We start from the raw sequence: 26,198 nt of genomic DNA on the forward strand, positions 1-26,198 counted from the left end.
AAGCCCGCTTGTTGGGAAGCTGGCTTTTCACTAGTAGATGTTAGCTTGATTTTTGATGCACATCACGCTGTGCCCATTCACTTTCTAGCATACTCATTTCAATTAAGCTCCAGTACTGTCCATCTACAAGCCGGACATCTCGAAGAAGGCCTTCGCGTGTAAAGCCAATTCGTTCATAAGACTGAATCGCCCGCTCGTTAAAATCAAAGACGCCGAGCGAAATTCGGTGAAGGCCCAGTTCTTCAAAACCGAAAGCTAACACTTTTTCAAACATGTGCGAGCAAAACCCTTTTCCTCTATACTTTTCACCAAGCAGCACTCGGCCAATTCTTCCTGTTTTATGATAATAATCAATATGAGCCAGGGAAATATGCCCAATAAGCTGTTCATTGTCATCTATGACAGAAAAAGCATAGGTAGAGGCACCATCTTCATTTGCATATCGAATATAGTGTTTTAACTGTCTAGGAGTAAGCGGAAAAGAAAAGCTAGAGCCGCTCCATTGCACCATAAATGACTCGGAGGGAATCCAATCCATTAGCTGTTTAAAGTCTTTTTTGGAGAACGGTCGTAGAGCTATCACATAATTCTCCCCCTTATTATTTCTGACTTTTCTAAATATATTACATTTATCATAATAAACTGTCAACTATCTATGTAAAAAAAAGCCATCATTTCGATGACTTATAGCTGTAATGCTTTTCTGAGAAGAGTTAAATCATGAGTAAATTCAAAAAAATAGGTTCTATTTTCATTGTCAAATACCATCATGATTGGTTTTTGGTTCGGTTCAAGAACAAAAATAACTTCACTTGCCAGCGTGTTGACCGCACTATTTTCAATTTTCACGGCTGGATCAAGAGGTACTTTAACAAGATAGCCTTTTTTAGGAAGCGGACTTGCCTTTTTATATAAACCAGTAATGGACGCAATACTTTTTTCGGCTTCTTTTTGAACATTTGGAGGTTTGGGCGTTGAACGAACGACTCTGCCCGTTTCAATTTGAAACACCTCTACTTTTGGCTGTTCAGCACTTACTGCTTGCGGAAAAATAAAAGCAGCGAATACGACGCATACAGCAACCCATTTTCGTATCATTTTAAGCACCTCTTTCCATAGTGGATGAGATGGAGATAAGAATGGTCGTCTCTTCTTATACTATGACCTATTTTTACGTATTTATTTCACTAAATGAATGCCTATACTTCCATGTTTTTGTCATGTTCTCAGAACTTCCTCTATACACTACTAATAAGGACACGCTGTATGAGGTGATAAGATGTCGTGGTTTGAAGCATTTATTTTGGGAATCATTCAGGGGCTTACAGAGTTTTTACCGATAAGCAGCACGGGGCATTTGTATTTAGGGCGCCACTTATTTGGCTTAGACGATGCGGGATTGTATTTAGATACGATGCTGCACATGGGCACTCTGCTTGCTGTGTTTGTCTTTTATAAGCGTGAGCTATGGCATATTATTCGGCATCCCTTTAGCAAGCTTACAGGGCTTTTAGTGATAGGAACGATCCCTGCAGTTGCGATTGGTCTTTTGTTCAAAGACTATTTTGACAGCATTTCTAAATCAGGCCTAACGATCGGCTGGGAATTTCTTGCGACGGGACTGCTGTTATGGTTTGGTGATTCCGTAAAAAATGGCTATAAAAAAATGGATCATATTTCATACGGAGATGCTTTTTTTATCGGCTCGTTTCAAGCAGTTGCGATATTCCCTGCTGTATCCAGGTCAGGCTTAACGATGGTAGCTGCGTTAATGCGAAAATTAGACCGTGAAACAGCCGCTTATTTTTCCTTTTTATTGTCGACTCCGGCCATTTGCGGAGCAGTGTTACTTCAGTTAAAAGATGTAGTCACAGGTGAAGTCGAGCAGCTTTCCGTTTTCTTTTTATTCGTCGCTACCCTTTCATCTGCTTTATTTGGTTATGTAGCCGTAAAATGGATGATCAATTATTTAAAGCATCATTCGTTAAAAACGTTTGCGATTTACGTTTGGATATTAGGTGCAGTCGTGCTTGTTTGTCAGTTTACGGGGGTGTTTTAAGATGAAGATAAAAGTCCGGACGCTTTTTTTAGTATTGTTTTTTGCCGGCATTTTAGTCGTGACAAGCTACGTTGATAACAATTCCCAGCAGTCGTTTGACAGCTTAGCTCACCTTTCACTTGATGGAGGAGCTGTTGAAACCTCTGCTGATGAAGACGCTGCGGAACAATTAAATATGTCGGTCAAAGAAGTTCATGTTAAAACAGAAAAAAGAGGCGGATACCGAATTGAAGTATACGAACAAGTAAATGTTTATAGAGATGATAAAGGAAAAGTAGTAAAAAAAGTAGCTACGGGAGAATATCAAACGTTGAAATATAAACTGAATGAAAAAAAATAAACCACTTACCGAAGTAAGTGGTTTTATTTTTAATGGTTAAAGTGAGCTGCAAGAATCCACAGTGTACCAACAACGATACAAAGTGCAATAAAGAAACTGTAAAGAATATTTGCAACCTGTACTTTACCATTTTCACTTTCAGTCATGTGCATGAACATTACTAGCTGCATTGCTGCTTGTAATAACGCTAGGATCATGATAAGAGTCATCGTAATGCTTCTTGATAGATCAGCTAGCACTACTAAACCAAGCGCTGCGAATGTTAAGGCTAGTGAAAGGATAAGCCCAAATACATGACTAAGCGGAAAACCTGCTTTTTGGCCTTGTTTATTTTCCATGTCTTATCCCACCAATCCGTTCAAGTATACAAGCGTGAAGATGAAGATCCATACAACATCAAGGAAATGCCAGTATAAACCGATAATAAATACTTTACGAGCAGTAACTGGTGTTAATCCTCGTCTTACTAATTGAATAATAATACTGATTGCCCAGAATACACCGACTGTTACGTGAAGACCGTGCGTTCCAAGTAGTGTAAAGAACCCTGATAAGAAGGCACTTGTTTGCATTGTTGCACCTTCGTGAACTGCGTACATGTAAAACTCACGAATTTCGTAGAAAAGGAATCCTCCACCAAGAACAAGTGTAATAACAAACCAAACTAAAAGTCCTTTTAAATCATTATTACGCATTTTAAAGATGGCAATTCCCATCGTGAAACTACTGAATAGTAGTAACAGCGTTTCGATCATAAAATCTTTAACAACGAACAGTTCTTCTGCAGTAGGGCCACCCGCTGTACGTGTATGGTACGTTAAGTACGTTACGAACAGCGTAGAGAACAACGCGATCTCGGCACCTAAGAAAATCCAGAATCCAAGGATATTCAGGCGACTTTGTTCTTCTTGGTATTCTAACGGCAATGATTTATCTAAATGTCCTGCCATTATTTGTCACCCCCTGTAATTCCTTCAACCTTCTTGATTTCATCTACTTTTACATAGAAGCCCGGATCATAATCAAATGAACGAGCAAGCATACAAGCAAAAATACCTGCTAATCCAACGATTGCCATTGGAATCCATTCAAATACTAAGCCAAATCCACCGATAAACCAGAAAATACCTGAGATAAACGGCACACCAGAGTTGCTTGGTAAGTGAATTGGTTTTAAGTCTTCTGCTTTAATTTCTGTTTCATTACGTTTTTTCATGTGCCAGAATGCATCCATTTCTTTCACATGAGGAATTACTGCAAAGTTGTAAGCTTGAACTGGTGATTTAGTCCACCACTCAAGTGTACGACCATCCCAAGGATCGTTTGCAGTGTCGCGTTTGTTTTTCCATGCACTGTATAATAAGTTAACTACTAATACGAAGAAGCCAAGACCCATTAAGAATGCACCGATTGTTGAAACTAAGTTTAATCCGTTCCAGCCAAGGTTGTCTGCATAAGTTTGCATACGACGAGTCATACCGTCTAAACCTAGGAAGAATTGTGGGAAGAAACATACGTTAAATCCAACAACAAAAATCCAGAATGAAATTTTTCCTAATTTTTCGTTCAACGTGTGACCGAAAATTTTCGGATACCAGAAGTATAAACCTGCGAAACAGCCAAACACTGTACCAGAGATTAATACATAGTGGAAGTGAGCGATTAGGAAGTAACTGTTATGATATTGATAATCGGCTGATGCCATCGCAAGCATAACCCCTGTTACCCCACCGATTACGAAGTTTGGAATAAACGCTAATGACCAAAGCATCGCAGTCGTAAATTTGATACGGCCTTTATACATTGTAAAGAGCCAGTTAAAGATTTTAACTCCGGTTGGTACGGCAATTAACATCGTTGTGATTGAGAAGAACGAGTTAACTGACGGTGAGTTACCCATTGTAAAGAAGTGATGCACCCATACAAGGTAACTTAAGAATGCGATACCGACCATTGATACTACCATTGCTTTATAACCGAATAAGTTCTTACGAGAATGTGTACTGATAACTTCTGAGAAGACACCGAATACCGGTAAAATAACGATATATACTTCAGGGTGACCCCAAATCCAGAATAAGTTAGCCCACATCATTGGAAGACCGCCGTTAGCCATTGTAAAGAAGGCTGTTCCGAATACACGGTCAAGTGTCATAAGTGCAAGCGCTACTGTTAATACAGGGAACGCGAAAATGATAATAATTGATGTGATGAAGATTGACCAAGTAAACATTGGCATTTTCATCATTGTCATGCCAGGGGCACGCATTTTTAAAATTGTTACAAAGAAGTTGATACCAGTCATTAATGTACCAGCACCAGCAATCTGTAGTGAAACGGCATAGAAGTTATTTCCGATACCCTCACTGAATTCTTTACCTGCAAGCGGGAAGTAACTTGTCCAACCTGCATCAGGAGCTCCTCCGATTACGAAAGAAAGGTTAAATAGCATTGCTCCCATAAAGAATGTCCAGAAACTGATTGCGTTTAAGAACGGATATGCTACGTCACGCGCACCAATTTGTAATGGAACGATTACGTTCATTAGTCCGATAATAAATGGCATTGCCATGAATAAGATCATGATAACACCGTGAGCCGTGAAGACTCCGTTGTAGTGATGTTCATCTAAAATGTTCATACCCGGGAATGCAAGCTGCATACGCATCATGATTCCATCAATTCCGCCGCGGAAAAGCATTAATACAGCTGAAAGGATGTACATGACACCGAGTCTTTTATGGTCAACTGTTGTTAACCATTCTGTCCATAACCATTTCCATTTCTTGAAATATGTTAAGACAAAAACGATACCGATGACCGTCATAGCGATTGCTGCGTCAGCAGCGTAAATCATAGGTTCGCCAGTGACGAAAAATTCATCTAGCTTCATTATGTCTTCCCCCAATCATTACGTTATTTAGTGTAATAAATGAATGTTATTCATGATTTGAGTGATCCATGTTTTCCATTTCTTCATTACTCGTTTTTTCGTCTTCTTTCATCTTGCTGTGATCATGTCCTGTACCGCGTTCTAGCTCTTTGCCAGGAATGTATACATCTTTTGCATGGTCAATCCATTTTAAATGTGTACCGTTGTAAGTTTGACGACCAACAACGCCTGGGCTTAGGATTTGATCATATTTCTTTTCAGTCAATTTACCAGCTGTACCTTTTACGTCACTAACCCACTCTTTGAAGTCTTTGTCCGTTTGAGCTTGAACTTCGAACTGCATTTGAGTGAAATGTTCACCCGAGAAGTTAGCACTACGTCCCATATAAGAACCAGGCTTATCAGCTTCTAAGTATAATGGCATTGACATATTGTTCATCGAATATTTTTGTCCGCCAAGTTCTGGTACCCAGAATGAGTTCATAGGTCCTTGAGCCGTTAACTCAAATTTCACTGGCGTATCTGCTGGAATGTTTACGTAGTTAACCGTCTCGATATTTTGTTCCGGATAACTGAAAATCCATTTCCAGTTTGCAGATGTAACGTGAATCACGATTGGATCTTTATCCTTTGATTCTGCCGGTACTTCTTCTGCAGAGTAGATCGCTTTAACAGTTGGCACTGCTAATAGAATTAAGATGATGATTGGGAATGCTGTCCAAATAACCTCCATCTTTAAGTTACCTTCTTGCTCAGGTGGCTCATAGTCCATGTTTTCAGGTTTTTCACGATATTTGACAAGAACAAATATAAAAATAGCAAATACGACAACAACCACGATCAACATCATCCACATAGACCAAATGATTAAATCAGATTGCGTTTTTGCAACAGGACCTTGCGGGTTCAATACAGCAAGTTTTGAACAACCGCTCAAAAATACTAGTGAAAGCGCAGATAGTAAACCTACTAGCTTCCAAAATCCTTTTTTTGGTTTCACTTAAAACTCTCCTTTCTAACAACACATGATGCGAAGCCTATATTGATGAACATTCAAAATGCGCTATCTTTCGCTAGATAACGACATTTTTATACAGACTCTCTTCCCCCTTATTTGTAGGCCACTACTATTGTAATACAAAATGACATTTTTTTCGTCCCTTTTGCTTTATTTTTTTATATTAAAAATATTCTAATATAGTGACTGTACCAATGGGGTTAGAGTGCTTCAACCTTGCGATATTCTATCACATAATTTGGTATGAATAAATGTAAATAAAAGGATTCAGCTCCCATTTCTTAACTATTTCTTTAGGAATAACTGCAAAATTAGCTTTGCATGTTTGCTGCAACATTGATATATCAATACACATCGACATAATTGAATATTTTGTGACAAATTTTCAAAGAAAATGTGACGCCCTGTATGAAACTTATTTTGCCCGTTAATTCCCCTTTGTTTTGTAGCAAATATTTGATTTTTTTGCTTAAAATTCTTTCTTTCGAAAATATGAACAAAACGTGAATTTTTTTTAAAAAGCTTTTTATTATAGAAAAAAGCCGCGTGTTATTCACGCAGCTCTTGATCCATAAATTCTTTAACCGTGATATCATCCCCTGCTTTATCTAGCAGCGTTGTCGTTGCTGGAAACGGATGTTTAATATGACTCGGTATTTTTTCATACAGCACAAAATAATCACTTTTTGGAACCGCGGCATCAATTGTATATGTATCGTGCACCAAAGCCGCCTTTACGCGCTCAATTTGTTTACTTCTATTTGTTCCTGTAAACAGCGCATATGTACCTTTATTTGTATGGATATCATCATAATCCACTAAATTGCTCATTTTGGTACTGACTTCAATACGCAGGCGTTTGTTCCATCCTTGCTTCAATACGGCCATTCCTTCTTTATCACCAGGTATGGAGAATAAGGCTATGTATGTATTAGAGTGATCAACCCGTTTAAAATCTTGCAGCGTAATCCTTGCAGAACCATCAATACTTTCTTTATGCTCCCAATTTCGCAAATGCTGCTGCACACTTGCAGCATTGTTTTCAATCGGATATCGAATCATCTCATACGCAACAATTACAACCGCTATACAAATGAACAGAAATAGCAACCGCTTTATCTTTCGCACATCTATTCACCTTCCTTAGCTTACTCCCCTTTTATGTAATTGCCTAAATTATAACTTCCTATTAAACCTCTGTCTATGCACTAGGAGAACTACGTTTTTTTTTACCACAAAAGGGATTTTTCAAACCTTTTGTCATAAAAATACGCTAAAAGACTCAGTAGCTGTTGAACCAAAAGAAACCGATCTCCACTCCCCTTCTTAATCCTTAAAGCAAAAAAAGATACCCATTTTGAAATGAGTATCGCTTAGCTTATCTATTATATCCTTCTATATCAAAGTCGTTTAAGGCTTATTTGCCGTTTTTTTATTATACACATCTTTCCGCACACATGTATCCTTTGACCTGATACCCATGTTTTTTGAGCTGCCGAATGCTTAAATTTCGGGAAATGCTGTCAGGAACAATTACGACCACTTCTTTATATGGAATTTCCTCATGCTGTCTCTCTAAATAAGGAAGCGGAATATGGATTGCTTTTTGACAGGGGTTTTGTTTCATTTCATGAAAATGACGAACATCTACATACGAAATCGTTGTAGAAGCACAGTCGACGGTCGTCACTTTCTTTATTCCTTGCACCGGCACATAGCGTTTATAAAAACTGTAACAAATTAATAAAAGTAAAATACCTATGCTCATATATAATATCGCCATGTTTTCCTCCCAATTAATTTCTATACCCCTGTATGTATACTATATTCAAAAGAAAGAATCAACACAGAAGTACTCTATCTCATTTCTCTCTGTAAGAAAAATGGTCTTTTTACACTTTATTATGAAACCACAATAAAGTGACGAAATCAATCATTATTTATTTTGATTTTTCGAAAGATTTAAATACTAGTAAACAGATCGTTTTTTCTTATTATAATGAAGAAACGCAGAATTTTTATCTTCATTTCCCCTTTTCTTTCCCGTTAAGGCTGAGGTTCGCTTATGAGTAATATAGTAGACCCAATGTTGCAAGAACGTGAGAAAAATGATTCTAAAAACGAAGGATGCGAGATAGGATAGTATGAACACGTGAAGCGAAAGACTATATTGTGATTGGCTCAGAAAAATACGAGTTAACTTAAAAATGCAATATACACAAAAAAGGAAAGCCTCGGAGACGAAAGCTTTCCTTTTATAGATTAATCTCCGTCAAGGTTTGCACGACAATTATTATGAGACAAAGAGGTACTTTGTGCTTCATGCTGTTTTTTCTCACCCTGCATTGTCATATTTTCTTCTTCCGTGCTCCCTTTAGCAATATGTTTAGTTTTCTTTCCTTGGTTTAATGTCATGTTCATTCCCCTTTCTGGTGGATATAGTGTATGAAAATAACTCACACGCCATAAGAGGAAATGATATGAAAAAGCCCCTCTTAAATTGAGTGAGCTTTCTGCCTAAAACTGCTTTTCCTTTTATTGCTGAATCCGCATGAAAGGATATTCTCTATTTTAAACGTTCGTTTCTCGTTCCTTAGTAAGCACCAAGCTTTTACGCTCTGAGGATCAATTTTATACACAATGATAAATCGCTGTGTCAAACATCCTTTATCATCCATATAAATAATTTCAACAGGTCGTTTCGAAGAGTAGCTTTCTTGAAGTAGCCGTTCCATAGAATTCGCTCCTTTAATTTTTAGTTTACCGAACAGACGTTCCTTTTTCAAGTGTTTTAAACTGAATAATTCGGTAGCTTTTACAGCTTAAAACGGAGAAAAGAGTGGGAAAAATGATAAAAATCATACAAATATTAGGTAATTGTGATATGGTAAAAGAGATTACTTAAGTTGGGAGAGGTGCATGATGGAAAGTAACATACTTAAATGGATCCCCGTTCCTTACTTTCAATTAAATCAAGAAGGTGAAATCCTGCATTTTTCTAGTCAAGCACATTCTTATTTTTCTTCAGTCTCCAGTCTGTGGAGCATTATTCATAAAGACGACCGGAAACAAGCAATGTGGATGCTGTCACAGCACTCTTCATCTAACCCCATCATCAGGCATTTGCGTTTGAGAACGAGCGATGATACATTTGTGAATTTTAAATGCACGATTCATTGGAAAAATAATGTTGGTCATTTAGTATGCACCGAAAAGAAAAATGTCAAGGATCCATTAGATGTTGTATTATCTGCTCAATCCTATTTAGAAAACTCAGACAAGCGATTAAAAGAATCGGACAAGGTGTTAAATAATGCAGCAGATTTATTATTTAATCGATTAAAACGATAACCAAATGAACATAATTTGCGCTGTATTCGGTTATTTCTCTCATTTTTAAAAGTCATTGAAAGGCTACCTATAGGGGTGGCTTTTTGTTTTGTTCTACACGTAAAGTCATTCTCTTTTTGTCCGCACCATTTAGTCCAGAGTACATACACTAATAGGCATACTTTTCATATTTATTCTTTCTATATTTATGTTTTGCCCAGAAAAAAAGTCCGAATAATCAATAAATGTTTGAACATTTTTTTAAATTGGCATATATTATAAACAAACAATCATTTGAATGTTTGAATGAAGGAGGAAACTATGCCAAAAGACCGCTGTGATATTTATTGTTTTAACGAAGAAAAGGTGAATCGTATTAAGCCTTCTATCGATGTTGAAGCTGTTCAGGATATTTCTACGATGTTCAAAGCGTTGGGAGATGAAACGCGGCTGAAAATCGTATTAGCCCTTTATAAAGGTGAGGAATTATGTGTATGTGACGTAGCCAACATTGTAGGCTCTACGGTTGCTACTGCTTCTCATCACTTAAGACTGCTGCGAAATATAGGAATTGCCAATTATCGCAAAGAAGGAAAGTTAGCTTTTTATTCTTTAAGGGATGCACATATTAAACAAGTAATTGATATTATGTTTGCTAAAAAAGAAGATGTAACCATTTAAGTTTTTCTTACCGTATAGGGAGTGGGACACAATGAAACACGAAGATAAAAAACATCATCACCATACCGGAAGCTGCTGCAGCGGCCCTTCTTCATCAGAAATTGAGAACAGCCCCTGCTGCTCCTCTTCTTCAGAAGCCGCACCTACTGAAGAACCTTCTTCCTGTAGTACAAAGAGTCACGCACACAGTCACAGCTGCTGTTCAGATACAAGTGCGTTAACGACCGATAAAAGCCAGCATTCGTGCTGCAGCGATCACGATATAGCAACAGGCAGTGACATAGAAGAAACGGCTGAATACCGCGTGTATGGAATGGATTGTCCTTCTTGTGCTGCTACGATTGAAAAAAGTTTAAAAACGTTAAACGATATTCAACACGTAGCAATCAACTACAATACAGGAAAGCTTCAAGTGGCGGCGGCAAGTGAATCAGCTCTGTCACTCATTCCAAACTCAGTGGAAAGACTGGGCTTTAGTATTGAGCCTATTCAATCAAATAAGAAAATGAAAACGTATTTGATTGAAGGAATGGACTGTGCAGCTTGTGCAAACACGATTGTGAATCATTTAAAAACAGTTCCTGCTGTCAAAGACGTACGCGTTAACTTTTCAACGGGAAAAGCACAAATTGAACATGATAATGAAGCTGATGACATTATTAAAGAAGTATCTAAAGCTGGGTATACCGCTACTTTAGTGACCAGCAGCAGGCAGCCCGCTGAATCTCGGCACCATAAAGGCAAAAATGGTCCGATTATTTTTTCAGGTATTCTCATCGCACTAGGTTTTATCGGTTCTCATACAGGAATTGCTTCTTATATGACAACTGTACTGTACGCTATTGCCATGATTGTTAGCGGATATAAGCCGGCTAAAAGTGCTTATTACGGAATCAAAAGCCGTTCTTTAGACATGAATGTTTTAATGACCGTTGCAGCACTTGGAGCAGCTGTTATTGGTGAATGGCTTGAAGGTGCTACGGTCGTCTGGCTATTTGCTTTAGGTGTAGCTCTGCAAACAAGATCAATTGAACAAACAAGAAACTCGATACGAGGTTTGATGGATTTAGCTCCTTCTGAAGCATGGGTAAAGGAAAACGGGCAGCTGATTAAAAAAGCTGCGGAAGATATTTCAATTGGCAGCACGATTGTCGTAAAGCCAGGAGACCGAATTCCGCTCGATGGTGAAATTATAAACGGGGAATCCAGTATCAACCAAGCTCCTATTACAGGTGAATCTATTCCCGTTGATAAAGTAATGGGCGATGCTGTCTATGCCGGCACGATTAACGAAAGCGGATTGTTAGAAATTAAAGTAACAAAGCTAGTCGAAGATACGACCATTGCTAAAATCATTCATTTAGTGGAAGAAGCACAGGAGAAAAAAGCGCCGACTCAAGCATTTGTTGATAAATTTGCAACCATTTACACACCTATTGTCTTTATTTTAGCTTTATTCATTATGGTCATCCCTCCCCTGTTTGATGGTGCATGGAGCGAGTGGTTTTACAAAGGGCTTGAATTATTAGTTGTCGCTTGTCCATGCGCGCTAGTCATTTCGACTCCCGTCGCCATTGTGTCTGCGATTGGAAACGCGGCGAAAAATGGCGTGCTCATTAAAGGCGGGACGTTTTTAGAAAAAGCTGGTGCAATCAATGCAATTGCTTTTGATAAAACAGGAACCCTGACAGAAGGCAAACCAGCCGTTTCAGAAGTTGTTTCCCTTGCTGCTGAAGAAAATCAGCTTTTAGCGATAACCAAAACGCTTGAAGATTATTCGAATCACCCTATTGCCCGCGCTATTGTGGATTATACTGCGGAGAAAAAAGTCGTTTCTTTACAAGGATCAAATTTTAAAATCCTTACGGGAAAAGGCGTGCAAGCAACAATTCAAGACACGGTTTATTACGCAGGTAATGCAAAATTATTCTCAGATTTAGGAACACCTCTAACACACTGCTGGTCTCAGATTGAAAAGCTTCAAAACGAAGGTAAAACGATTATTATTGTCGGAACAGCTAAAAGTGTTCTAGGCATTATTAGCGTAGCTGATACCATCAGACATACAACCATATCTGCTTTAGAAAGCCTTAAGCAAAACGGAATGCAGCAAATTGTGATGTTAACCGGTGATAACGAAGGAACAGCTAAAATGATTGCTTCTCAGTCTCGGGTAGACCGCTATTTCGCTGATTTGCTGCCTGAAGACAAAGTAAAGGCCATACAGCAGCTTCAACATGAAGGGTATCAAACGGCTATGGTTGGAGATGGAATTAACGATGCCCCTGCCCTTGCTACTGCTGATCTTGGCATTGCAATGGGCGGTGCTGGTACTGATACAGCCATGGAAACAGCTGATATTGTCCTGATGGCAGACAATTTAGAAAAGCTTCCTCATACAATGAAGCTAAGTCGCAAAGCGTTAGCTGTTATCAAACAAAACATTTGGTTTTCTATTATTGTTAAAGTCATTGCCTTAGCCTTTATCTTCCCAGGGTGGCTTACTCTGTGGATTGCCGTCTTAAGCGATACAGGAGCAGCGCTACTTGTTATTTTAAACAGCCTTCGCTTACTCAAAATGAAAAAATAAATGGAATCTATAAGCTTTCCAGCATGCGTTGGAAAGCTTATTTTTTAGGAGGGTTTACGTGAATAACCGCTGGAACCAATTTATTTATAAGTGCTGGGCCCCTTTTTATGATGTCTTTTTTAATAACGGGATGTTTTATCGAGCCAGAAAAAAAGTCTTTCAAGATGTCCCCTTTTCGTCTGAGCAGCGCATTTTATTTGTAGGTGTTGGAACGGGTGCCGATTTAGCTTTTATTCCTCATCAAGTAAATGTAACAGCCATCGACTATTCCAGTGAAATGCTTCAAAAAGCAAAAGATAAATACAAAAACCCGTCTATAACTTTCCACCAAATGGACGCTCAGCAGCTAACATTCGACTCTTTTTCGTTTGATGTTGTTGTAGCAAGCTTGATTCTTAGCGTAGTACCTGATGCTGAGCAAGCTTTAAAAGAAATGACAAGAGTAGTAAAGCCCAAGGGAACGATCCTGATTTTTGATAAATTTGAAACCAAAAAGAAATCCGCGGCTTTTCCTAAAAAAATATTCCGCCTCTTCGTAAAATTACTAGGAACAGATATTGGCCTCTCTTTTGAACATATGCTTGAAGCAAGCCGGGATCAGCTTATCTTGAAGGAAAATTCAAGCGTCATGTTGAAAGGTATGTATCGGAAAATTATTTTGCAGAAAGTTGATGAATGACTTCAAAGACGAATGATGTCTTTTTAACGTGATGGATGTACATATTATTTTCTATCTTTAATTGAAGAAAGGATGAACATTTTGATGATGAAATCAAAGGTCATACCAGTTGTCCTTGCAGCAGGCATAGTGTCCGGCTGTGGAAACGAAAGTAAAGAAATTTCAGCTAACAAACATACAGAAACAACACAACATGAAGAACATCAGCCGCACACATTAGGGGATAAACGAGAAGAAACAAAAAATAGTGAAACTCTCCCTTCCTTTCTGAGTGACAAGCCCGAAGATATGCAGCTTATTTATGCAGCCGCTGCTAAGCATCAAACCTTACTAGAAAACATTCCTTGCTACTGCGGATGTGGAGAAGAAGCTAATCATCAAAACAACTACGACTGTTTTATCTTTGAAAACAAAGAAAACGGCGCAGTAACGTGGGATGATCACGGAACAAAATGCGGTGTCTGCTTAGAAATAGCGGCTCAAGCTGTAGTAGACTACAGCAAAGGCAAAAGCATCGAAGACATCCGTCAAGAAATTGATCATAAATATAAGGAAGGCTATGCCACGCCTACTCCTACGCCGGAAGTATGATGCTTCAGTATAAAAATCATGAAAAGACTTTTATTTCTTTATTCAAAGTCTTCTTTTGTCATTTTATTATTGGTTGATAAAATCTCGTTTGACCTCACCTTTTTAAGTCCTTGTAAAACGCCATCATGTAAAAATAACACATTTGGACGTTTATTTACTGAATCCTCAGGGAATATGCTTTCTAACACCCAAATATAACCATGAGAGGAGAAAAAATCTATGAGTAATTCTGTAGAAACAAATCATTCAGCAAAAGTTGAAGGAGCCATTAATTCTATGAGCGAGGAGAAAAAAGAGGATATTCTCTCTAGCTTCGAAGGATTTAAAAGTTATCTAGGGGACAAGGTCTCAAAAGGTGAAAAGTTAGGGATGAATGAGGAACAGCTGGCTAAAACAGCTCAGAAAGTAGCTGATTATCTCGCTAAGCATGAAGAGCCTCGCAATCGAGAGGAAAACCTGCTTCACGAACTGTGGAAAGTTGGAGACAAAGAACAGCAGCATCACCTTGCCCATATGCTTGTAAGATTAGTTCAATAATAAAAAAGATGACACGCTGCCGTGTCATCTTTTTTATTTACAGATATTAAACAGCGGGAATGATAATTTGCTGCCCAATTTGCAGTTTGGTAGGATCTACGCTGGGATTTGCATCCTGCAGCTGCTGAACAGTCATATTATACTTCTTTGCAATGCTATAGAACGTATCTCCTGCTTGTACAGTATACGTAGTGACAGGAAGAACAATCTGCTGCCCAATTTGCAGTTTGGTAGGATCTACGCCGGGATTTGCATCCTGCAGCTGCTGAACGGTGATATTATACTTCTTTGCAATGCTATAAAACGTATCTCCAGATTGAATGGTATAGAATGTAACGCTAGTAGAAGGTAAGTTTAAATACGCAGCAATTCCACGCGCGTGTGCTTCTCCCACTTCACGAAGAAACGTCGCGTTTTTTAATTTTTCAGCGTCGGCTGTTGTATCGATAAACAAGTTTTCAGTTAAAACAGCAGGCATATTTGTTTCACGCAGTACAGCATAATTAGCTGTTTTTAAACCGCGATCTGCAATCGTTCCAAATTTGCGCATGGTTGGTAAAATCTCTGCATGAAGCTCTTTTTGTAAAAGAGAAGATTGACTTCCCTCTTGTGATGGATAGCGATACGTTTCAAATCCAGTACCTCCGCCGGCATTAATGTGCATCGAAACAAATATATCTGCTCCCCATGCATTAGCTCGGTTCGCTCGATCTGATAATGAAACGAACACATCGGTTGAACGAGTTACTTGAACATCTACTAAATAGTTATGCTCTAAATACGCCCGCGCGTGTAATACAAGCTGCAGCGTAATATCTTTTTCACGCAAATTATTTCCTAAAGCGCCTGAATCTGTACCGCCGTGCCCTGCATCTAGCCATACTTTTTTCATGTGAACCTTTCCTTTCAGCCATAATATGAAAGAACTTGGGGTTAACACCGGCTTTGTCCGATGTTTTATCTCTCATTCTATATATATGTAAGTGGACAAGGAGGGTTCGTCCTCTTAAAGGTTAGAGAACAATAACTTAAAAAACTGGATTTTACCATAAACATAAAAAATCCGAACGAATTGGATTTATCGTTCGGATCTCCCTTTAACTAACCTATGTCCACGCCTTTTAATAGAGATAAAAAGCAGGTTCGCCATCTTATCTTCTGCTATTTCTCACTAAAAGCAATTTTTAAGCCAATAAGCGTAAAGATAGAGCCTTGAACGAGATTAAGCCGCTTAGACAGCGCCGGAGATTTTCGCAAAAACTCCCCTACTTTCCCTGCAAATAGACTAATTAACGTAAAAATAATCAGCGCTTGAACTAAAAACACAGCTCCATAAACAAGCATTTGCTGTGTGGCGTGTCCGGTTGAATGATTAACAAACTGAGGTAAAAGAGCAAGAAAAAAAAGCGAAACTTTTGGATTTAGCAGGTTCATAATCACTCCTTTTTTATATAGCACCTTGTACTCAATGGCTTCTTTATTTTCAACAGCGAGAGCGGAATCTTTGGCTGTAAACGTCTTATAAGCCAGATATAATAAATAAGCTGCCCCAGCGTATTTGACAATAGCAAATGCTAAAGCTGATTGATAAATAATAGCCGACAGACCCAACGTTGCCGCTGCTATATGACCAAGCAAGCCCGTGCAAAGACCTAATGAAGTCGAAATCCCTGCATATTTACCGTTTGATATGCTTTGTGCTAAAACAAATAAGTTATCAGGACCAGGCATAACCGTAAGCAAAGCGGCTACACCTAAAAAAGAAGTGATTGATACGATATCCATAAGCCGTTCTCCCCCTGCATGATTTTGCCAACCATTATAGCATTTTTTACTATCTAGTATTCAAAAAAAGAAAATTTATCCATAAAAAAAGGATGGGACATAACTAAATCAATCTAATCTAAAGACGAATAAATTGTATACATGAGCTGAGCTGCTTGTTACACCGCTGTTGATTTCCGTGCAAGGCTTCGCTTTCCGCGGGCGGCCGCTGAGCCTCCTCGTCGCTTACGCTCCTGCGGGGTCTCACCTGTTCCGCTTTTCCCGCAGGAGTCTTCGCCTTGTCCTCCAATCAACTGCTAGAAGCAATTGAAAACATGAAATCTATCTTCAACATAACAACAAAAAACACGAACTACCAATTAAAAAATAATTAATAGTTCGCATTTGACTTTAACTGAAATACTTTTGTCCCAGCCTCATTTTTACTACTTATTTAATTTGTTTTTCTATAACTTGCTCTTTAGCCGAGGCAGTCTGTGCTTCCGCTTCTTTCATTTCATTATTAACATGAATTGCTTCTTTTAAATACTCTGTTTTGTACCCGCTTTTAAGTGCCCAAGCATAAAAGAAAAGTGCAACAATTGCAATAAGTCCCATATCCCAGCCGTATTTAATAATATTGAGTCCCCCGAATTTTTCACTTCCTATCCAGGAGATTGTCATCATACATAATAAGTAGACAATCATCCAAACGCCAGCTCGGAAGTTTTGACCAAAGCCTTTCCATTTTGATTTTGCTTGATAATAAAAATAAATTGGCAAACCAATTAAAATAATAAATAATACCTGTCCAGTTAACGGCCATCTCGCCCAGTAAAGAGTAAGTGAAGCAAAAATAAAGCCAAGAGGCGCTATTACATTTAACCCTTTTATACGTAAAGGTCTATAAAGATCGGTCCCCGTTTTTCTTAACGTCATAGCTGTGATAGGACCAGTAAGATATGAAATTAACGTAGCTACAGAAATAATTTCGGCTAAAATCCCCCAGCCTCTAAATAAAAATAAAAAGATGAATGAGACAAATAGATTAAAAAACATGGCTTGACGAGGAACGCCGAAAAGCGGATGAACTCGTCCTAGTATATTCGGCAAGTATTTATTTTTTTCCATACCATAAATCATGCGTGACGTGGTAGCTGTATACGTAATACCTGTTCCAGATGGCGATACAAACGCATCGGCATATAAAACAATAACAAGCCAGTTAATATTTAGTGCAATCGCTAAATCGGCAAACGGCGAATTAAAGTTAAGATGACTCCATCCTTTTACGATTTCTGAAGGATTTACCGCTCCAATAAACGCAATTTGAAGCAATACATAGATCACGGTTGCAATCAAAATGGATCCTACCACAGCAATTGGAATAGAGCGTCCCGGATTTTTCGCTTCTCCCGCCATGTTAATAGGGCTTTGAAAACCGTTAAAAGCAAACACAATCCCAGACGTAGCAACAGCTGTCAACACGCTTGCCCATCCATTTGGAGCAACGCCTCCTGCAGAGGAAAAGTTTCCGCCGTGAAATCCTGCAAATAAAAGAGCACCAATTGTAAGCCCTGGAATCACAATTTTAAAAACGGTAATAAGTGAGTTAGCTTTCGAAAATAAGCCTACCGTCCAATAATTTAAAAGAAAATAAATGATTAATAGCCCTGTAGCAATAGCCAAGCCTTTTCCAGTAAGAATCCCGTTTTCTACTAAACTGCCTGTCCATTTCGCCCACTCCCACGGCCATGAACTCATGTACTGAACAGAGGCAACCGCTTCAACAGGAATAACGGATACAATGGCAATCCAGTTTGCCCAAGCCGCAATAAAGCCAAGAAATGAGCCGTGTGAGTACTGCGTATACTTAACCATACCTCCTGCTTCTGGAAACATCGATCCTAGTTCACTGTAAGAAAGAGCTATAAATAAAATAACAACCATTCCAATAATCCAAGAAGCAATTGCTGCAGGGCCTGCAATTTGAGCAGCTCTCCATGCCCCAAACAGCCATCCTGATCCAATAATAGATCCAAGGCCGACCATCATGAGAGAAAACGTTCCCATTTTTCTATGTAAGTTATTCATGTATCTAACACCTTTCTTCTATATATTCTGAGAAGTGAGTTATTAAGCGCTTTCATTAAATTTAAAAAATAAAATTCATTTTGATCTCTAAAAATGCTGCTTAAAAGTACTAACCAAAAGCTTTTACATTCATTCACCCGTCCCCCTTCTTCATTTATTATTTGCTATTATATCATCATCAAGTTAAAAAAGTACGCGTTTTGAATAAAAAATATTTTTATTTTTAGAATTTTGTGCGTTTTACCAATTAAAAGTGCGCGTTTTGAACACTAACATTTATAAAAACAGCCTTTTCATTAAAGTGATATACAAACGATTTTGCTGCAATAACCAGAAAAAAAAGCAGGGTAAAATGAAGCGCTCATTTTACCCTGCTTTTTTAAATTATTTTACAACAGCTAACACTGTTTCTTTGAAGCTGTTATAAACATACGACCAAAGAGCCGGTTCTTCTTTATATCTTGTTCGTAACGCAGAAAAGACTTCTTTTTGCTTTTCTTCAAATGAAGGATCTTCTTTTGAAGGAAGTTCGGCGCGAAGCTCATCCACGATTTGCTGAACTTCAGGAGCACGAGGACCCCATTTACCTAGTAAATTTCCTTCATTATTAAAAATTAAAATAATCGGAATAGCACGGCCGCCGTTTGTTAAGTGACGATCAATTAATTCGGTGTCCGCATCGCGCAGTGCAACACGCACATCGATACCGGCAGCTTCAGCTACTTTACGAATGATTGGGTTAATCATCATCGCATCTCCGCACCAATCTTCAGTAATCGCTAAGAAGTGAAGCTTATGAGCTTTTAATTTGTCAGCCAGTCCATCTTTAGGAAGCTGAAATTGTTCATAAACAGCTAAACTTTCCTCTTTTAATGTACTCATGTCGTTCATATATGTTTGAATTGATTTTCCTTCTTCAAAATACTGTTGTTCTGTTTTCATCAAGATCCCTCTTTCTTTTTTGTATACGAATAGATGAGATATCCAATCTCGTTTTCGTCTTTTCTATACGCACTACTAGTATAGCTTTTAAGCACCATGAATCAAAATATAAAAGTCTGCGTGCTCATTTTGATCATGTTTTTTTATTCTGCGACGGAATTCATAAAACTTCAATTTAAAAACAGCACATTGAGATGTTATAAAAAAAGAGAATGGGGTACATGTACACTATCAATGTAACAAATTTTAAATCTTTGTGAATATTTGAGAATGTTTATTGTGTAACCGTCATCTTTTGATTATGATAATGATATGTTAGCTACTTGACTAAATATGGAGGATGAGGCGAATATGAATCAATCCCCGCATGAAAAGCGAAAAAAACGCAAACAGTTTGTAGAACGTTTAAGACTAAAAGGAATCAAAATAGAGCTGACAAAACCGCGCTCTCACTTTTCTTCACTATCCTTACTAAAATCATAACTCGTAGCCACCTTTTTCTAAAGCGGAACGGTATCGAATTTCAACTATCTATGCTAATGCTTACATATCATTTCAAAAAGAACAGCTTCTAAGTGCTGTTCTTTTTTGATGTTTCTTTATATTTCTGCTTTGTCAAAAAAAATATAAACCTTTTTCTTTATTTTCCCCTTTTTTCTACCTAGGGCTTTCCGCTCCCTTCCATATGGTATTCTCAAAATATATAGTTCTATAAATACCTTAAATTACCACTATATTCAAGGTATATATAATATAAGTATATATTGTAAATTTATAACTCTTACTATATAATCTTGTAGAAAACGTAAAAAAAAGGAGAAAATTGATGAAAAAACTGGGGACAATTTTATTATCATTTCTGCTGTTTGTTGGCGTATTTCCAACGTCTTCATTCGCAGCCGCGTCAACATTTGACGCAGACTTCAACAAATATTTAAAATCCGTAAGCCAAACGCGAGGTTTTGAAGTAACCAAAGACGACGTTGAATATTCACTTTCACTGTATGACGATAGTCTTGAAAACTACGATACAATCGCAGATTTAGAAGATTTTTTAGGTGAACCGATTGCAGCTGACTTACATAACGTGCAAGATTTGTATGCAGATTTTGACTTAGACAAAACAAGCTTAAATGCGTTATTAAAAGAGAACGGCCAAAGCTTAGACGATTATGTGTACCTAGATGATTTATACGATGATGTCGGCTTCTATCTAGAAGGCGATGACTGGTATGAAGATGATGAGTCATATGACGAAGAAGACACTTCTTACGATGATGAATTAAGTGAAGAAGATTTAAGCGGCTTACTATCATTTATGCAGTCTGAATTAGGCTTAACTTCAGAAGAGTTAAATCGAATTGAAGCACATTTTACATCGTTAGAAGATGAGCTTTCAAATGAAGCAACGCTTAACCGCTTAGATCAATTAGGCGAGCGCTTAGCGGCATTCGAAGATTTTGATACAGCAACAGAATTATCTGCTGATCAAATCGCTGAATTAATGTCTATTTATAAAGAAATGCTATCAATCTTCCATTTAGACGCTAAATTTTCACTTGTACAAGGCGGAAATGAAAGACCGCTTTCTCTTACTGATTTAATCAACTTAGAAGAATTAAAAAATGCAAGTCTAAAAATTTCTCTTTATACAACAGACGGTAAATTTTTAGCAGACATGGTGATCACAGGCGATATGTTTAATTCTGATATCATCACAGATACAGGAAAAGAAGTAGAAAAATCTGCTGAAGCTGTAGCAAAACCAGCTCAAGCGCAAAAACCAGCAGTGGAAAAGAAACAAGAACCGGAGAAGCAACAAACGAATAGCGCTGTACAAAAAACCGTTAAAGGCGGAAAACTTCCGGAAACGGCTTCTAATTATGTAACAAATACATTAATTGGATTAGTGCTTGTAGCCGCTGGCTTTGTTCTTTTCCGCAAAGTGAGACGCGCATAAAATGGAACCAAGAAAAACAAGAAGAACAATCAATCGTAAAAAGCGGTTGATTGTTCTTTCCCTTTTAGCCGCTGTCATCTGCTTTGGTCTTTGGTTTACAACAACAAACGCCTATAAATTTGCAAGAGGCTATTTGGCATTTAAAACAATGGATACAGAAGAACCAGCCGCAGCTTCAGTCTCTAAAAGCAAGGACTCATCAACAGCAGACTCTTCTGCTGAAGCTTCTTCTGTTGAACCCAAAAAAGCGGTACACTCTCGTACTGCTAGCTCAGAAAAAAAGCCAAAAGTGTCAAATGTGTCTTATCCGAAACAGCCAAAAATCGGTGATTTAATGGGAGAACTATATATTCCTAAATTAAACGCGAAGCTGCCAATTTATCACGGTACGAACGAAGATGAATTAGAAAAAGGCGTCGGTCATTTTGCGGGAAGCGTGCTGCCTGGTCAAAACGACAATTCTGTTCTATCAGGACATCGCGATACGGTTTTTCGTAAGCTTGGCGACGTGGGTGAAGGCGATTCGCTTGTGGTAAGTACAGCAGCAGGCACCTTCACATACAAAGTAAACAAAGTACGAATTGTGGATGCGGATGACCGGACCGTTATTGTGCCAAAACCTAGAGCCACTTTAACCGTCAGCACGTGTTATCCATTTAACTACGTTGGTTCAGCACCTGAACGCTATATTTTAGTCGCTCACCTTGTTGCATCAACAACAAAATAAAAAAGCTGCCCTTAAAGAGGCAGCTTTTTTTAATGAATAGATTTCATTAGTAAATCAAACCATATTTTCAACGAAGTCGCCGTAATAACGACTGCTAAGATCACTTGCAGCGACGCTACCTTCGTCTTTTGCCCGACAAAAGCGCCAATCGGAGCTGCTAGTAAGCTTGCTCCAATAATCATAAGCGCCGGAAGCAAAAGGACTTGATGCGTCATTACTTTACCGAATGTTGTTCCCATAGACGAAATAAACGTCACGGCTAATGAGCTTGCAATCGTTACGCGCACAGGAATTTTTAACACGGTAATCATAATAGGAACAAGTAAAAATGCGCCTCCTGCTCCGACAATTCCCCCGCAAATCCCAACTAAAAACGCCAGGGCTGCTGCCAAAGGTTTTGAAAACGTCACTTCGAATGAATCGGCCGCTGGATTATTTTTTTTGGGCATAAACATTAATCCTGCAGCAATTGTTGCCATCACGCCGTAAATGAAATTGATCATTCCTTCTGAAAACGAGTTTGATAGCGTTGAACCAATGAGACTACCAACTAAGACACTGACGCCCATATATAAAATTAACGGTTTATTCAAATAGCCGCCCTTTTTATAAGCAAGAGCTCCTGAAACGGAGGCAAACAGCGACTGCACAGCTCCTATACCAGCTACTTCGTGTGCGCTGAATATTCCCACTCCTACAAGAGGCGGAACAAATAGCAACAGCGGGTACAAAACAACTGACCCTCCAATTCCAAGCATACCTGCTAAAAATGACCCGAAAAACCCGAGTGCAAATACCGTTATTAATAGTTGTACATCCATGTTTTTACCACCTGCTTTTATCAATCCAATATCATGTTTGTTAGAAAGTATGTATACATACAACGCCTTATCTCTTCTTCCATTGTATCACTGTATATGCTTCTTTTCTGTAAAAATATTGATAAAAGTGCTTTCAATTATTAATTTTTTTAATCATTAAAATCCTATCGACTTTATGCGTTATTTACGTTTAGCTCAAACTTCCTCGTTCTCCGCTCTGCTACTTGTGGTAGAATAAAGAAAAACTAGATGTTAGAACTGCCTACACGCTACGCTTATCTCAGCAGGCCCATCATCACAGGAGGCTTTCGTATGTTTGAATACAAAATTGATGACGAAGTTAGTTTGCATTTAATTGAATCAACTGACGCTTTCCCCTTGCTTTCTCTTATTAACGAGTCAAGACCTTACCTAAAAGAATGGCTCCCATGGGTAGATAGCATGCAAAGTATTGCTGACTATGATGAACTCATCCCTGAATGGAGAGCTCAATACTATAATAACCAAGGGTTCCAGGCGATCATTCGGTACTACGGAGAAATCGCCGGAATGATTGGTTTCCACGGAATTAATTGGGGAAATAAAAGTACAAGTCTCGGCTATTGGATTGGACATGATTTCCAAGGAAAAGGCATTATGACAAGAGCCGTACACGGATGCCTGAATTATGCATTTAATACGTTAAACCTTCATCGAGTCGAAATACGCTGCGGCGTTAATAATGAAAAAAGCAAAGCCATCCCTACGCGTCTAGGTTTTACAGAAGAAGGCATTTGCAGAGAAGGTGAATATCTATATGATCACTACCACGATCTTGTAATTTATGGCATGTTAAAACACGAGTGGAAGCAAGCTCCTTATGCTCCGTGGCTTCTTTCTTAAAAAGCAGGATCATTTGTACAAGCTATCGTTTAAATAGGGTATAGTAAAAAGATTAAAAGAAGCTGGGACAACAATATGTGAGTTGAAGAGAAATCCGAACGAGGTTGATTCTTAATGAAGAATCAACCTCGTTCGGATTTTTTATTGTGATGCTGAACACAGGTTTCATTCAATGCAGGTGATACCAGCTGTTGATTGGAGGGCAAGACGAAGACTCCTGCGGGAAAAGCGGAATAGATGAGACCCCGCAGGAGAGAAGCGACGAGGAGGCTCATCGGCCGCCCGCGGAAAGCGAAGTCTTGTACGGAAATCAACAGCGGTGTAACAAGCGGTTCAGCTCATGTATCCAATTTTTTCGCCTTTTGATTGGAGCGATTTCGTTATGTTTCAACCTATTTTTTAATTAAAATATTGAAGCTGTTCGCGGCGAAGCTTATCTTTTTGTTTGTTCGAAATTGAGTAGTCGTAGTTATAAATAGCTCCTTCCCAATCTCCATACATTGGATTTGGAAACACAATTAGCTTTTGACCAAATGCTTCTTTTTGTTCTTCTACAAGCTTATTTCGATCGTTCATCGACTTTTTATCAAAGCCGCTAAAATCAGATAAGTTATCACCAAACAGCAGGACTACATTATGATTCGTCGCTACTTTTTGACGGCGCGTTTCTTTTCCTTCGTCTTTTGGACCCGTCAACAGCACATGGTCTTTGGTTGCTTGAGGAATATGTAAATTCTTTAGGTTTTTAATTGTTGCCTCAAGCTGAGAAGTTGTACGGCCTGAAATGTAGTAAATATCTACACCTTTTTGATCTGCATACGTCAAGAAATCGACAGCACCTGGCACTGCTTTCGCTTTTGCTGCTTGCACCCATTCATCCCACTTATAAGGGAATCCTTTACCCGTTTTGATGGCTGAAGCTTGAAATGGGCTATTATTAAGCACGGTCTCATCTAAATCCAAAATAATGGCAGGCTTTTTATCGGTACTTTTTGCAAGCGCCTCATCTAAACGAAGCTTCCCTGTATTATAGCCTTGGTAATACAAAGCTTTCATTTCGCCGGATGTCTGGTACCAAGCGTCCGCCATAATTTGCTGATCAGCTAGATTTTGAACGGGTTCTTTTTTCTCAGCTGAAACCTCTTTTTCCTGCTGAGGGGCACATGCTGTAAGCGAAAAAGCAAGTACAGCCACCCCTGTCAACGCTGATAATTTCTTATTCATTTTGCATCCACTTCCATCTCTACATATTTTCATGCTAATAATGTTATATATTACCTCAATCAAACAAAAAATCAACACAAATACGAATAATATTTTAATTAATAATTAAAATAGTTCGTTTTAACTGATATTCCTTCCCTTTTTTTGACCATTATCCAAATATTTGTTTATACATTTTCCAAAATCCGTTTTTCTCATTCTTTCTTTTTAATCTTTTTTTAGAAACATATCGGCTTATCACTCATTTGCTCCAGAAGAACTCAATAAATCTGAATTATCTAACTTTTTATCTTGTGTTAGATTCTCTCACAAAAGTGCTTTTTTTTGAAAAGATATATAGTAAAATAGATTTTGTGAATTAAAAGACGGTGTTTTCTATCGAAAGTATTGTATAAATATACAAAAGGGGATGGAGATATGAATCACGTAAAACAATGGGGATGGATTACCTTTGGCTGCTTATGCGTTGCCATCGGAATTCAATTTTTAACCGCTTCTAACCTCGTTATTGGCGGAACGGCAGGACTTGGCATTGTGCTGCAGCATTTAACCGGTATTTCATTTGGGGTATTGTTCTTTATCATCAATCTACCGTTTTATTTTATGGCTCTTACACAAATTGGACTGCAGTTTACGATAAAAAGCTTCATCAGCGTTAGCTTGATGTCAGTGATGTCCGATTTATTAGCTGCCAACTTTTCATTTGCACTTCCGCATCCGCTTGTAGCCGCGGTTATGGGCGGCATTATCGTCGGCATTGGACTAATCTTTTTGTTTCGTCACGGCTCTTCTCTTGGCGGAATCAACATGCTATGCGTGTTTCTTGATAAGAGATTTGGCATTAATCCAGGTAAAACAATGCTTTTGACAGATGTGTTGATTGTAGGCTCTGCAACAGTGGTATTCGGCGTAGTTCAAGTTCTTTATTCGTTAATTGGTATTTTTATCATGACAGGACTGCTTGGACGCTATCACAAACGCTCGCCAATCGAACGAACTGGTGAACATATTGAAGAAGAAGCCAAGCAACAAACGGCTTCAACTATGTAAAAAAACCGTGCGGAAA

At 38.4% G+C, this 26,198-nt stretch carries 31 protein-coding genes; 14 read left to right on the plus strand and 17 right to left on the minus strand.

The features are described from left to right. Positions 1-40: 40 nt before the first annotated feature. Together ACMX9J_RS06695 and ACMX9J_RS06700 are read right to left on the minus strand one after the other, a co-directional pair. On the minus strand, positions 41-583 hold the full coding sequence (locus ACMX9J_RS06695; RefSeq protein WP_034270305.1) for a GNAT family N-acetyltransferase: 543 nt from the start codon (positions 581-583) through the stop codon (positions 41-43). 101 nt (positions 584-684) lie between these two features. Then, the gene (locus ACMX9J_RS06700) at positions 685-1,098 is read right to left on the minus strand and encodes a hypothetical protein (protein ID WP_033580565.1); all 414 of its coding nucleotides are present in this window, start codon (positions 1,096-1,098) and stop codon (positions 685-687) included. 181 nt (positions 1,099-1,279) lie between these two features. Between ACMX9J_RS06700 and ACMX9J_RS06705 the strand changes: the two genes are divergently transcribed. Both ACMX9J_RS06705 and ACMX9J_RS06710 read left to right on the plus strand, forming a co-directional pair. Then, entirely contained in the window at positions 1,280-2,059 is a 780-nt protein-coding gene (locus ACMX9J_RS06705; protein WP_047750508.1) for an undecaprenyl-diphosphate phosphatase, read from the plus strand. Position 2,060: 1 nt separating this feature from the next. Further along, a complete protein-coding gene (locus tag ACMX9J_RS06710) occupies positions 2,061-2,399 on the plus strand; it encodes a hypothetical protein (protein ID WP_034270308.1) in 339 nt (112 codons plus the stop codon). A 29-nt stretch (positions 2,400-2,428) separates the two neighbouring features. On the opposite strand, the gene qoxD is transcribed toward ACMX9J_RS06710, so the two are convergent. From qoxD to ACMX9J_RS06750, 8 genes are all read right to left on the minus strand, one after another. Continuing rightward, positions 2,429-2,737 (minus strand): cytochrome aa3 quinol oxidase subunit IV, encoded by a 309-nt coding sequence (gene qoxD / locus ACMX9J_RS06715; protein WP_013057824.1) that lies wholly within the window; start codon positions 2,735-2,737, stop codon positions 2,429-2,431. Between the two features lie 3 nt (positions 2,738-2,740). After that, positions 2,741-3,349, minus strand: a complete 609-nt coding sequence (gene qoxC / locus ACMX9J_RS06720) for a cytochrome aa3 quinol oxidase subunit III (RefSeq protein ID WP_013057825.1) — start codon at positions 3,347-3,349, stop codon at positions 2,741-2,743. After that, positions 3,349-5,292, minus strand: coding sequence for a cytochrome aa3 quinol oxidase subunit I (gene qoxB / locus ACMX9J_RS06725; protein WP_013083896.1), 1,944 nt, complete (start codon positions 5,290-5,292; stop codon positions 3,349-3,351). The genes qoxC and qoxB overlap by 1 nt, the downstream gene beginning before the upstream one ends. Before the next feature lie 46 nt (positions 5,293-5,338). Beyond that, complete coding sequence (gene qoxA, locus ACMX9J_RS06730) at positions 5,339-6,292, minus strand: cytochrome aa3 quinol oxidase subunit II (RefSeq protein ID WP_013057827.1); 954 nt, start codon at positions 6,290-6,292, stop codon at positions 5,339-5,341. A 567-nt stretch (positions 6,293-6,859) separates the two neighbouring features. Next, entirely contained in the window at positions 6,860-7,438 is a 579-nt protein-coding gene (locus tag ACMX9J_RS06735; RefSeq protein WP_013057828.1) for a hypothetical protein, read from the minus strand. Between the two features lie 307 nt (positions 7,439-7,745). Beyond that, positions 7,746-8,093 carry a rhodanese sulfurtransferase gene (locus ACMX9J_RS06740; RefSeq protein ID WP_033580561.1) on the minus strand — a complete coding sequence of 116 codons (348 nt, stop codon included), beginning with the start codon at positions 8,091-8,093 and terminating at the stop codon, positions 7,746-7,748. Between the two features lie 479 nt (positions 8,094-8,572). Continuing rightward, positions 8,573-8,725: a hypothetical protein gene (locus tag ACMX9J_RS06745; protein ID WP_168761006.1), complete on the minus strand. Its 153-nt coding sequence runs from the start codon at positions 8,723-8,725 to the stop codon at positions 8,573-8,575. A gap of 80 nt (positions 8,726-8,805) precedes the next feature. Then, on the minus strand, positions 8,806-9,045 hold the full coding sequence (locus ACMX9J_RS06750; RefSeq protein WP_033580560.1) for a hypothetical protein: 240 nt from the start codon (positions 9,043-9,045) through the stop codon (positions 8,806-8,808). A 187-nt stretch (positions 9,046-9,232) separates the two neighbouring features. On the opposite strand from ACMX9J_RS06750, the gene ACMX9J_RS06755 reads away from it, so the two are divergent. The 6 genes from ACMX9J_RS06755 to ACMX9J_RS06780 all read left to right on the plus strand — a co-directional run bounded on the left by ACMX9J_RS06755 (position 9,233) and on the right by ACMX9J_RS06780 (position 14,718). Next, positions 9,233-9,661 carry a PAS domain-containing protein gene (locus tag ACMX9J_RS06755; protein WP_230624700.1) on the plus strand — a complete coding sequence of 143 codons (429 nt, stop codon included), beginning with the start codon at positions 9,233-9,235 and terminating at the stop codon, positions 9,659-9,661. Between the two features lie 300 nt (positions 9,662-9,961). After that, positions 9,962-10,321: an ArsR/SmtB family transcription factor gene (locus ACMX9J_RS06760; protein WP_028414427.1), complete on the plus strand. Its 360-nt coding sequence runs from the start codon at positions 9,962-9,964 to the stop codon at positions 10,319-10,321. A 31-nt stretch (positions 10,322-10,352) separates the two neighbouring features. Beyond that, positions 10,353-12,911 carry a heavy metal translocating P-type ATPase gene (locus ACMX9J_RS06765; RefSeq protein ID WP_416225549.1) on the plus strand — a complete coding sequence of 853 codons (2,559 nt, stop codon included), beginning with the start codon at positions 10,353-10,355 and terminating at the stop codon, positions 12,909-12,911. A gap of 58 nt (positions 12,912-12,969) precedes the next feature. Beyond that, positions 12,970-13,590, plus strand: a complete 621-nt coding sequence (locus ACMX9J_RS06770; RefSeq protein ID WP_416225550.1) for a class I SAM-dependent methyltransferase — start codon at positions 12,970-12,972, stop codon at positions 13,588-13,590. 84 nt (positions 13,591-13,674) lie between these two features. Beyond that, complete coding sequence (locus ACMX9J_RS06775) at positions 13,675-14,181, plus strand: PCYCGC motif-containing (lipo)protein (RefSeq protein ID WP_416225551.1); 507 nt, start codon at positions 13,675-13,677, stop codon at positions 14,179-14,181. Positions 14,182-14,400: 219 nt separating this feature from the next. Further along, positions 14,401-14,718, plus strand: coding sequence for a DUF3243 domain-containing protein (locus tag ACMX9J_RS06780; protein WP_013083905.1), 318 nt, complete (start codon positions 14,401-14,403; stop codon positions 14,716-14,718). A 46-nt stretch (positions 14,719-14,764) separates the two neighbouring features. Here ACMX9J_RS06780 and ACMX9J_RS06785 read toward each other — a convergent pair whose 3' ends face one another. From ACMX9J_RS06785 to ACMX9J_RS06805, 5 genes are all read right to left on the minus strand, one after another. Further along, on the minus strand, positions 14,765-15,610 hold the full coding sequence (locus ACMX9J_RS06785; RefSeq protein ID WP_033580557.1) for an N-acetylmuramoyl-L-alanine amidase: 846 nt from the start codon (positions 15,608-15,610) through the stop codon (positions 14,765-14,767). 269 nt (positions 15,611-15,879) lie between these two features. After that, on the minus strand, positions 15,880-16,503 hold the full coding sequence (locus ACMX9J_RS06790; RefSeq protein ID WP_033580556.1) for a LysE family translocator: 624 nt from the start codon (positions 16,501-16,503) through the stop codon (positions 15,880-15,882). Between the two features lie 158 nt (positions 16,504-16,661). Continuing rightward, positions 16,662-16,796, minus strand: a complete 135-nt coding sequence (locus ACMX9J_RS06795; protein WP_255286050.1) for a hypothetical protein — start codon at positions 16,794-16,796, stop codon at positions 16,662-16,664. A 136-nt stretch (positions 16,797-16,932) separates the two neighbouring features. Then, positions 16,933-18,576, minus strand: coding sequence for an APC family permease (locus ACMX9J_RS06800; protein ID WP_416225552.1), 1,644 nt, complete (start codon positions 18,574-18,576; stop codon positions 16,933-16,935). A 384-nt stretch (positions 18,577-18,960) separates the two neighbouring features. Further along, positions 18,961-19,518 (minus strand): thioredoxin family protein, encoded by a 558-nt coding sequence (locus tag ACMX9J_RS06805; protein WP_028414434.1) that lies wholly within the window; start codon positions 19,516-19,518, stop codon positions 18,961-18,963. Positions 19,519-19,869: 351 nt separating this feature from the next. Between ACMX9J_RS06805 and ACMX9J_RS06810 the strand changes: the two genes are divergently transcribed. The 3 genes from ACMX9J_RS06810 to ACMX9J_RS06820 all read left to right on the plus strand — a co-directional run bounded on the left by ACMX9J_RS06810 (position 19,870) and on the right by ACMX9J_RS06820 (position 22,205). Next, entirely contained in the window at positions 19,870-20,001 is a 132-nt protein-coding gene (locus ACMX9J_RS06810; RefSeq protein ID WP_013057845.1) for a hypothetical protein, read from the plus strand. 343 nt (positions 20,002-20,344) lie between these two features. Beyond that, entirely contained in the window at positions 20,345-21,478 is a 1,134-nt protein-coding gene (locus ACMX9J_RS06815) for a processed acidic surface protein (RefSeq protein ID WP_028414435.1), read from the plus strand. A gap of 1 nt (position 21,479) precedes the next feature. Then, complete coding sequence (locus ACMX9J_RS06820) at positions 21,480-22,205, plus strand: class D sortase (RefSeq protein WP_028414436.1); 726 nt, start codon at positions 21,480-21,482, stop codon at positions 22,203-22,205. 29 nt (positions 22,206-22,234) lie between these two features. Here ACMX9J_RS06820 and ACMX9J_RS06825 read toward each other — a convergent pair whose 3' ends face one another. Beyond that, on the minus strand, positions 22,235-23,026 hold the full coding sequence (locus ACMX9J_RS06825) for a sulfite exporter TauE/SafE family protein (RefSeq protein ID WP_033580552.1): 792 nt from the start codon (positions 23,024-23,026) through the stop codon (positions 22,235-22,237). A gap of 312 nt (positions 23,027-23,338) precedes the next feature. Between ACMX9J_RS06825 and ACMX9J_RS06830 the strand changes: the two genes are divergently transcribed. Together ACMX9J_RS06830 and ACMX9J_RS06835 are read left to right on the plus strand one after the other, a co-directional pair. Next, positions 23,339-23,908: a GNAT family N-acetyltransferase gene (locus ACMX9J_RS06830; RefSeq protein WP_013083913.1), complete on the plus strand. Its 570-nt coding sequence runs from the start codon at positions 23,339-23,341 to the stop codon at positions 23,906-23,908. A gap of 191 nt (positions 23,909-24,099) precedes the next feature. After that, entirely contained in the window at positions 24,100-24,315 is a 216-nt protein-coding gene (locus ACMX9J_RS06835) for a hypothetical protein (RefSeq protein ID WP_162200722.1), read from the plus strand. Here the strand turns inward: ACMX9J_RS06835 and ACMX9J_RS06840 are convergent. Continuing rightward, complete coding sequence (locus ACMX9J_RS06840) at positions 24,308-25,132, minus strand: 5'-nucleotidase, lipoprotein e(P4) family (protein ID WP_416225553.1); 825 nt, start codon at positions 25,130-25,132, stop codon at positions 24,308-24,310. The genes ACMX9J_RS06835 and ACMX9J_RS06840 overlap by 8 nt on opposite strands. A gap of 417 nt (positions 25,133-25,549) precedes the next feature. Here ACMX9J_RS06840 and ACMX9J_RS06845 point away from each other — a divergent pair, with 417 nt between their 5' ends. Then, entirely contained in the window at positions 25,550-26,182 is a 633-nt protein-coding gene (locus ACMX9J_RS06845; RefSeq protein WP_028414439.1) for a YitT family protein, read from the plus strand. The last annotated feature ends 16 nt before the right edge of the window (positions 26,183-26,198 follow it).

It is taken from the genome of Priestia sp. RMT2NF4 (genome assembly GCF_047872835.1).
Lineage (GTDB): Bacteria > Bacillota > Bacilli > Bacillales > Bacillaceae_H > Priestia > Priestia zanthoxyli.

Bases quoted from the DNA above. Each gene is read 5' to 3' on its own strand.
- ACMX9J_RS06790 (WP_033580556.1), bottom strand. From the start codon at position 16,503: ATGGATATCGTATCAATCACTTCTTTTTTAGGTGTAGCCGCTTTGCTT.
- ACMX9J_RS06765 (WP_416225549.1), top strand. From the start codon at position 10,353: ATGAAACACGAAGATAAAAAACATCATCACCATACCGGAAGCTGCTGC.
- ACMX9J_RS06750 (WP_033580560.1), bottom strand. From the start codon at position 9,045: ATGGAACGGCTACTTCAAGAAAGCTACTCTTCGAAACGACCTGTTGAA.
- ACMX9J_RS06755 (WP_230624700.1), top strand. From the start codon at position 9,233: ATGGAAAGTAACATACTTAAATGGATCCCCGTTCCTTACTTTCAATTA.
- qoxB (WP_013083896.1), bottom strand. From the start codon at position 5,292: ATGAAGCTAGATGAATTTTTCGTCACTGGCGAACCTATGATTTACGCT.
- ACMX9J_RS06705 (WP_047750508.1), top strand. From the start codon at position 1,280: ATGTCGTGGTTTGAAGCATTTATTTTGGGAATCATTCAGGGGCTTACA.
- ACMX9J_RS06785 (WP_033580557.1), bottom strand. From the start codon at position 15,610: ATGAAAAAAGTATGGCTAGATGCAGGGCACGGCGGTACAGATTCAGGC.
- ACMX9J_RS06820 (WP_028414436.1), top strand. From the start codon at position 21,480: ATGGAACCAAGAAAAACAAGAAGAACAATCAATCGTAAAAAGCGGTTG.
- ACMX9J_RS06815 (WP_028414435.1), top strand. From the start codon at position 20,345: ATGAAAAAACTGGGGACAATTTTATTATCATTTCTGCTGTTTGTTGGC.
- ACMX9J_RS06710 (WP_034270308.1), top strand. From the start codon at position 2,061: ATGAAGATAAAAGTCCGGACGCTTTTTTTAGTATTGTTTTTTGCCGGC.
- ACMX9J_RS06740 (WP_033580561.1), bottom strand. From the start codon at position 8,093: ATGGCGATATTATATATGAGCATAGGTATTTTACTTTTATTAATTTGT.
- ACMX9J_RS06775 (WP_416225551.1), top strand. From the start codon at position 13,675: ATGATGAAATCAAAGGTCATACCAGTTGTCCTTGCAGCAGGCATAGTG.
- ACMX9J_RS06760 (WP_028414427.1), top strand. From the start codon at position 9,962: ATGCCAAAAGACCGCTGTGATATTTATTGTTTTAACGAAGAAAAGGTG.
- ACMX9J_RS06745 (WP_168761006.1), bottom strand. From the start codon at position 8,725: ATGACATTAAACCAAGGAAAGAAAACTAAACATATTGCTAAAGGGAGC.
- ACMX9J_RS06800 (WP_416225552.1), bottom strand. From the start codon at position 18,576: ATGAATAACTTACATAGAAAAATGGGAACGTTTTCTCTCATGATGGTC.
- ACMX9J_RS06840 (WP_416225553.1), bottom strand. From the start codon at position 25,132: ATGAATAAGAAATTATCAGCGTTGACAGGGGTGGCTGTACTTGCTTTT.
- ACMX9J_RS06805 (WP_028414434.1), bottom strand. From the start codon at position 19,518: ATGAAAACAGAACAACAGTATTTTGAAGAAGGAAAATCAATTCAAACA.
- ACMX9J_RS06780 (WP_013083905.1), top strand. From the start codon at position 14,401: ATGAGTAATTCTGTAGAAACAAATCATTCAGCAAAAGTTGAAGGAGCC.
- ACMX9J_RS06830 (WP_013083913.1), top strand. From the start codon at position 23,339: ATGTTTGAATACAAAATTGATGACGAAGTTAGTTTGCATTTAATTGAA.
- ACMX9J_RS06845 (WP_028414439.1), top strand. From the start codon at position 25,550: ATGAATCACGTAAAACAATGGGGATGGATTACCTTTGGCTGCTTATGC.
- qoxC (WP_013057825.1), bottom strand. From the start codon at position 3,349: ATGGCAGGACATTTAGATAAATCATTGCCGTTAGAATACCAAGAAGAA.
- ACMX9J_RS06700 (WP_033580565.1), bottom strand. From the start codon at position 1,098: ATGATACGAAAATGGGTTGCTGTATGCGTCGTATTCGCTGCTTTTATT.
- ACMX9J_RS06825 (WP_033580552.1), bottom strand. From the start codon at position 23,026: ATGGATGTACAACTATTAATAACGGTATTTGCACTCGGGTTTTTCGGG.
- ACMX9J_RS06810 (WP_013057845.1), top strand. From the start codon at position 19,870: ATGAATCAATCCCCGCATGAAAAGCGAAAAAAACGCAAACAGTTTGTA.
- qoxD (WP_013057824.1), bottom strand. From the start codon at position 2,737: ATGGAAAATAAACAAGGCCAAAAAGCAGGTTTTCCGCTTAGTCATGTA.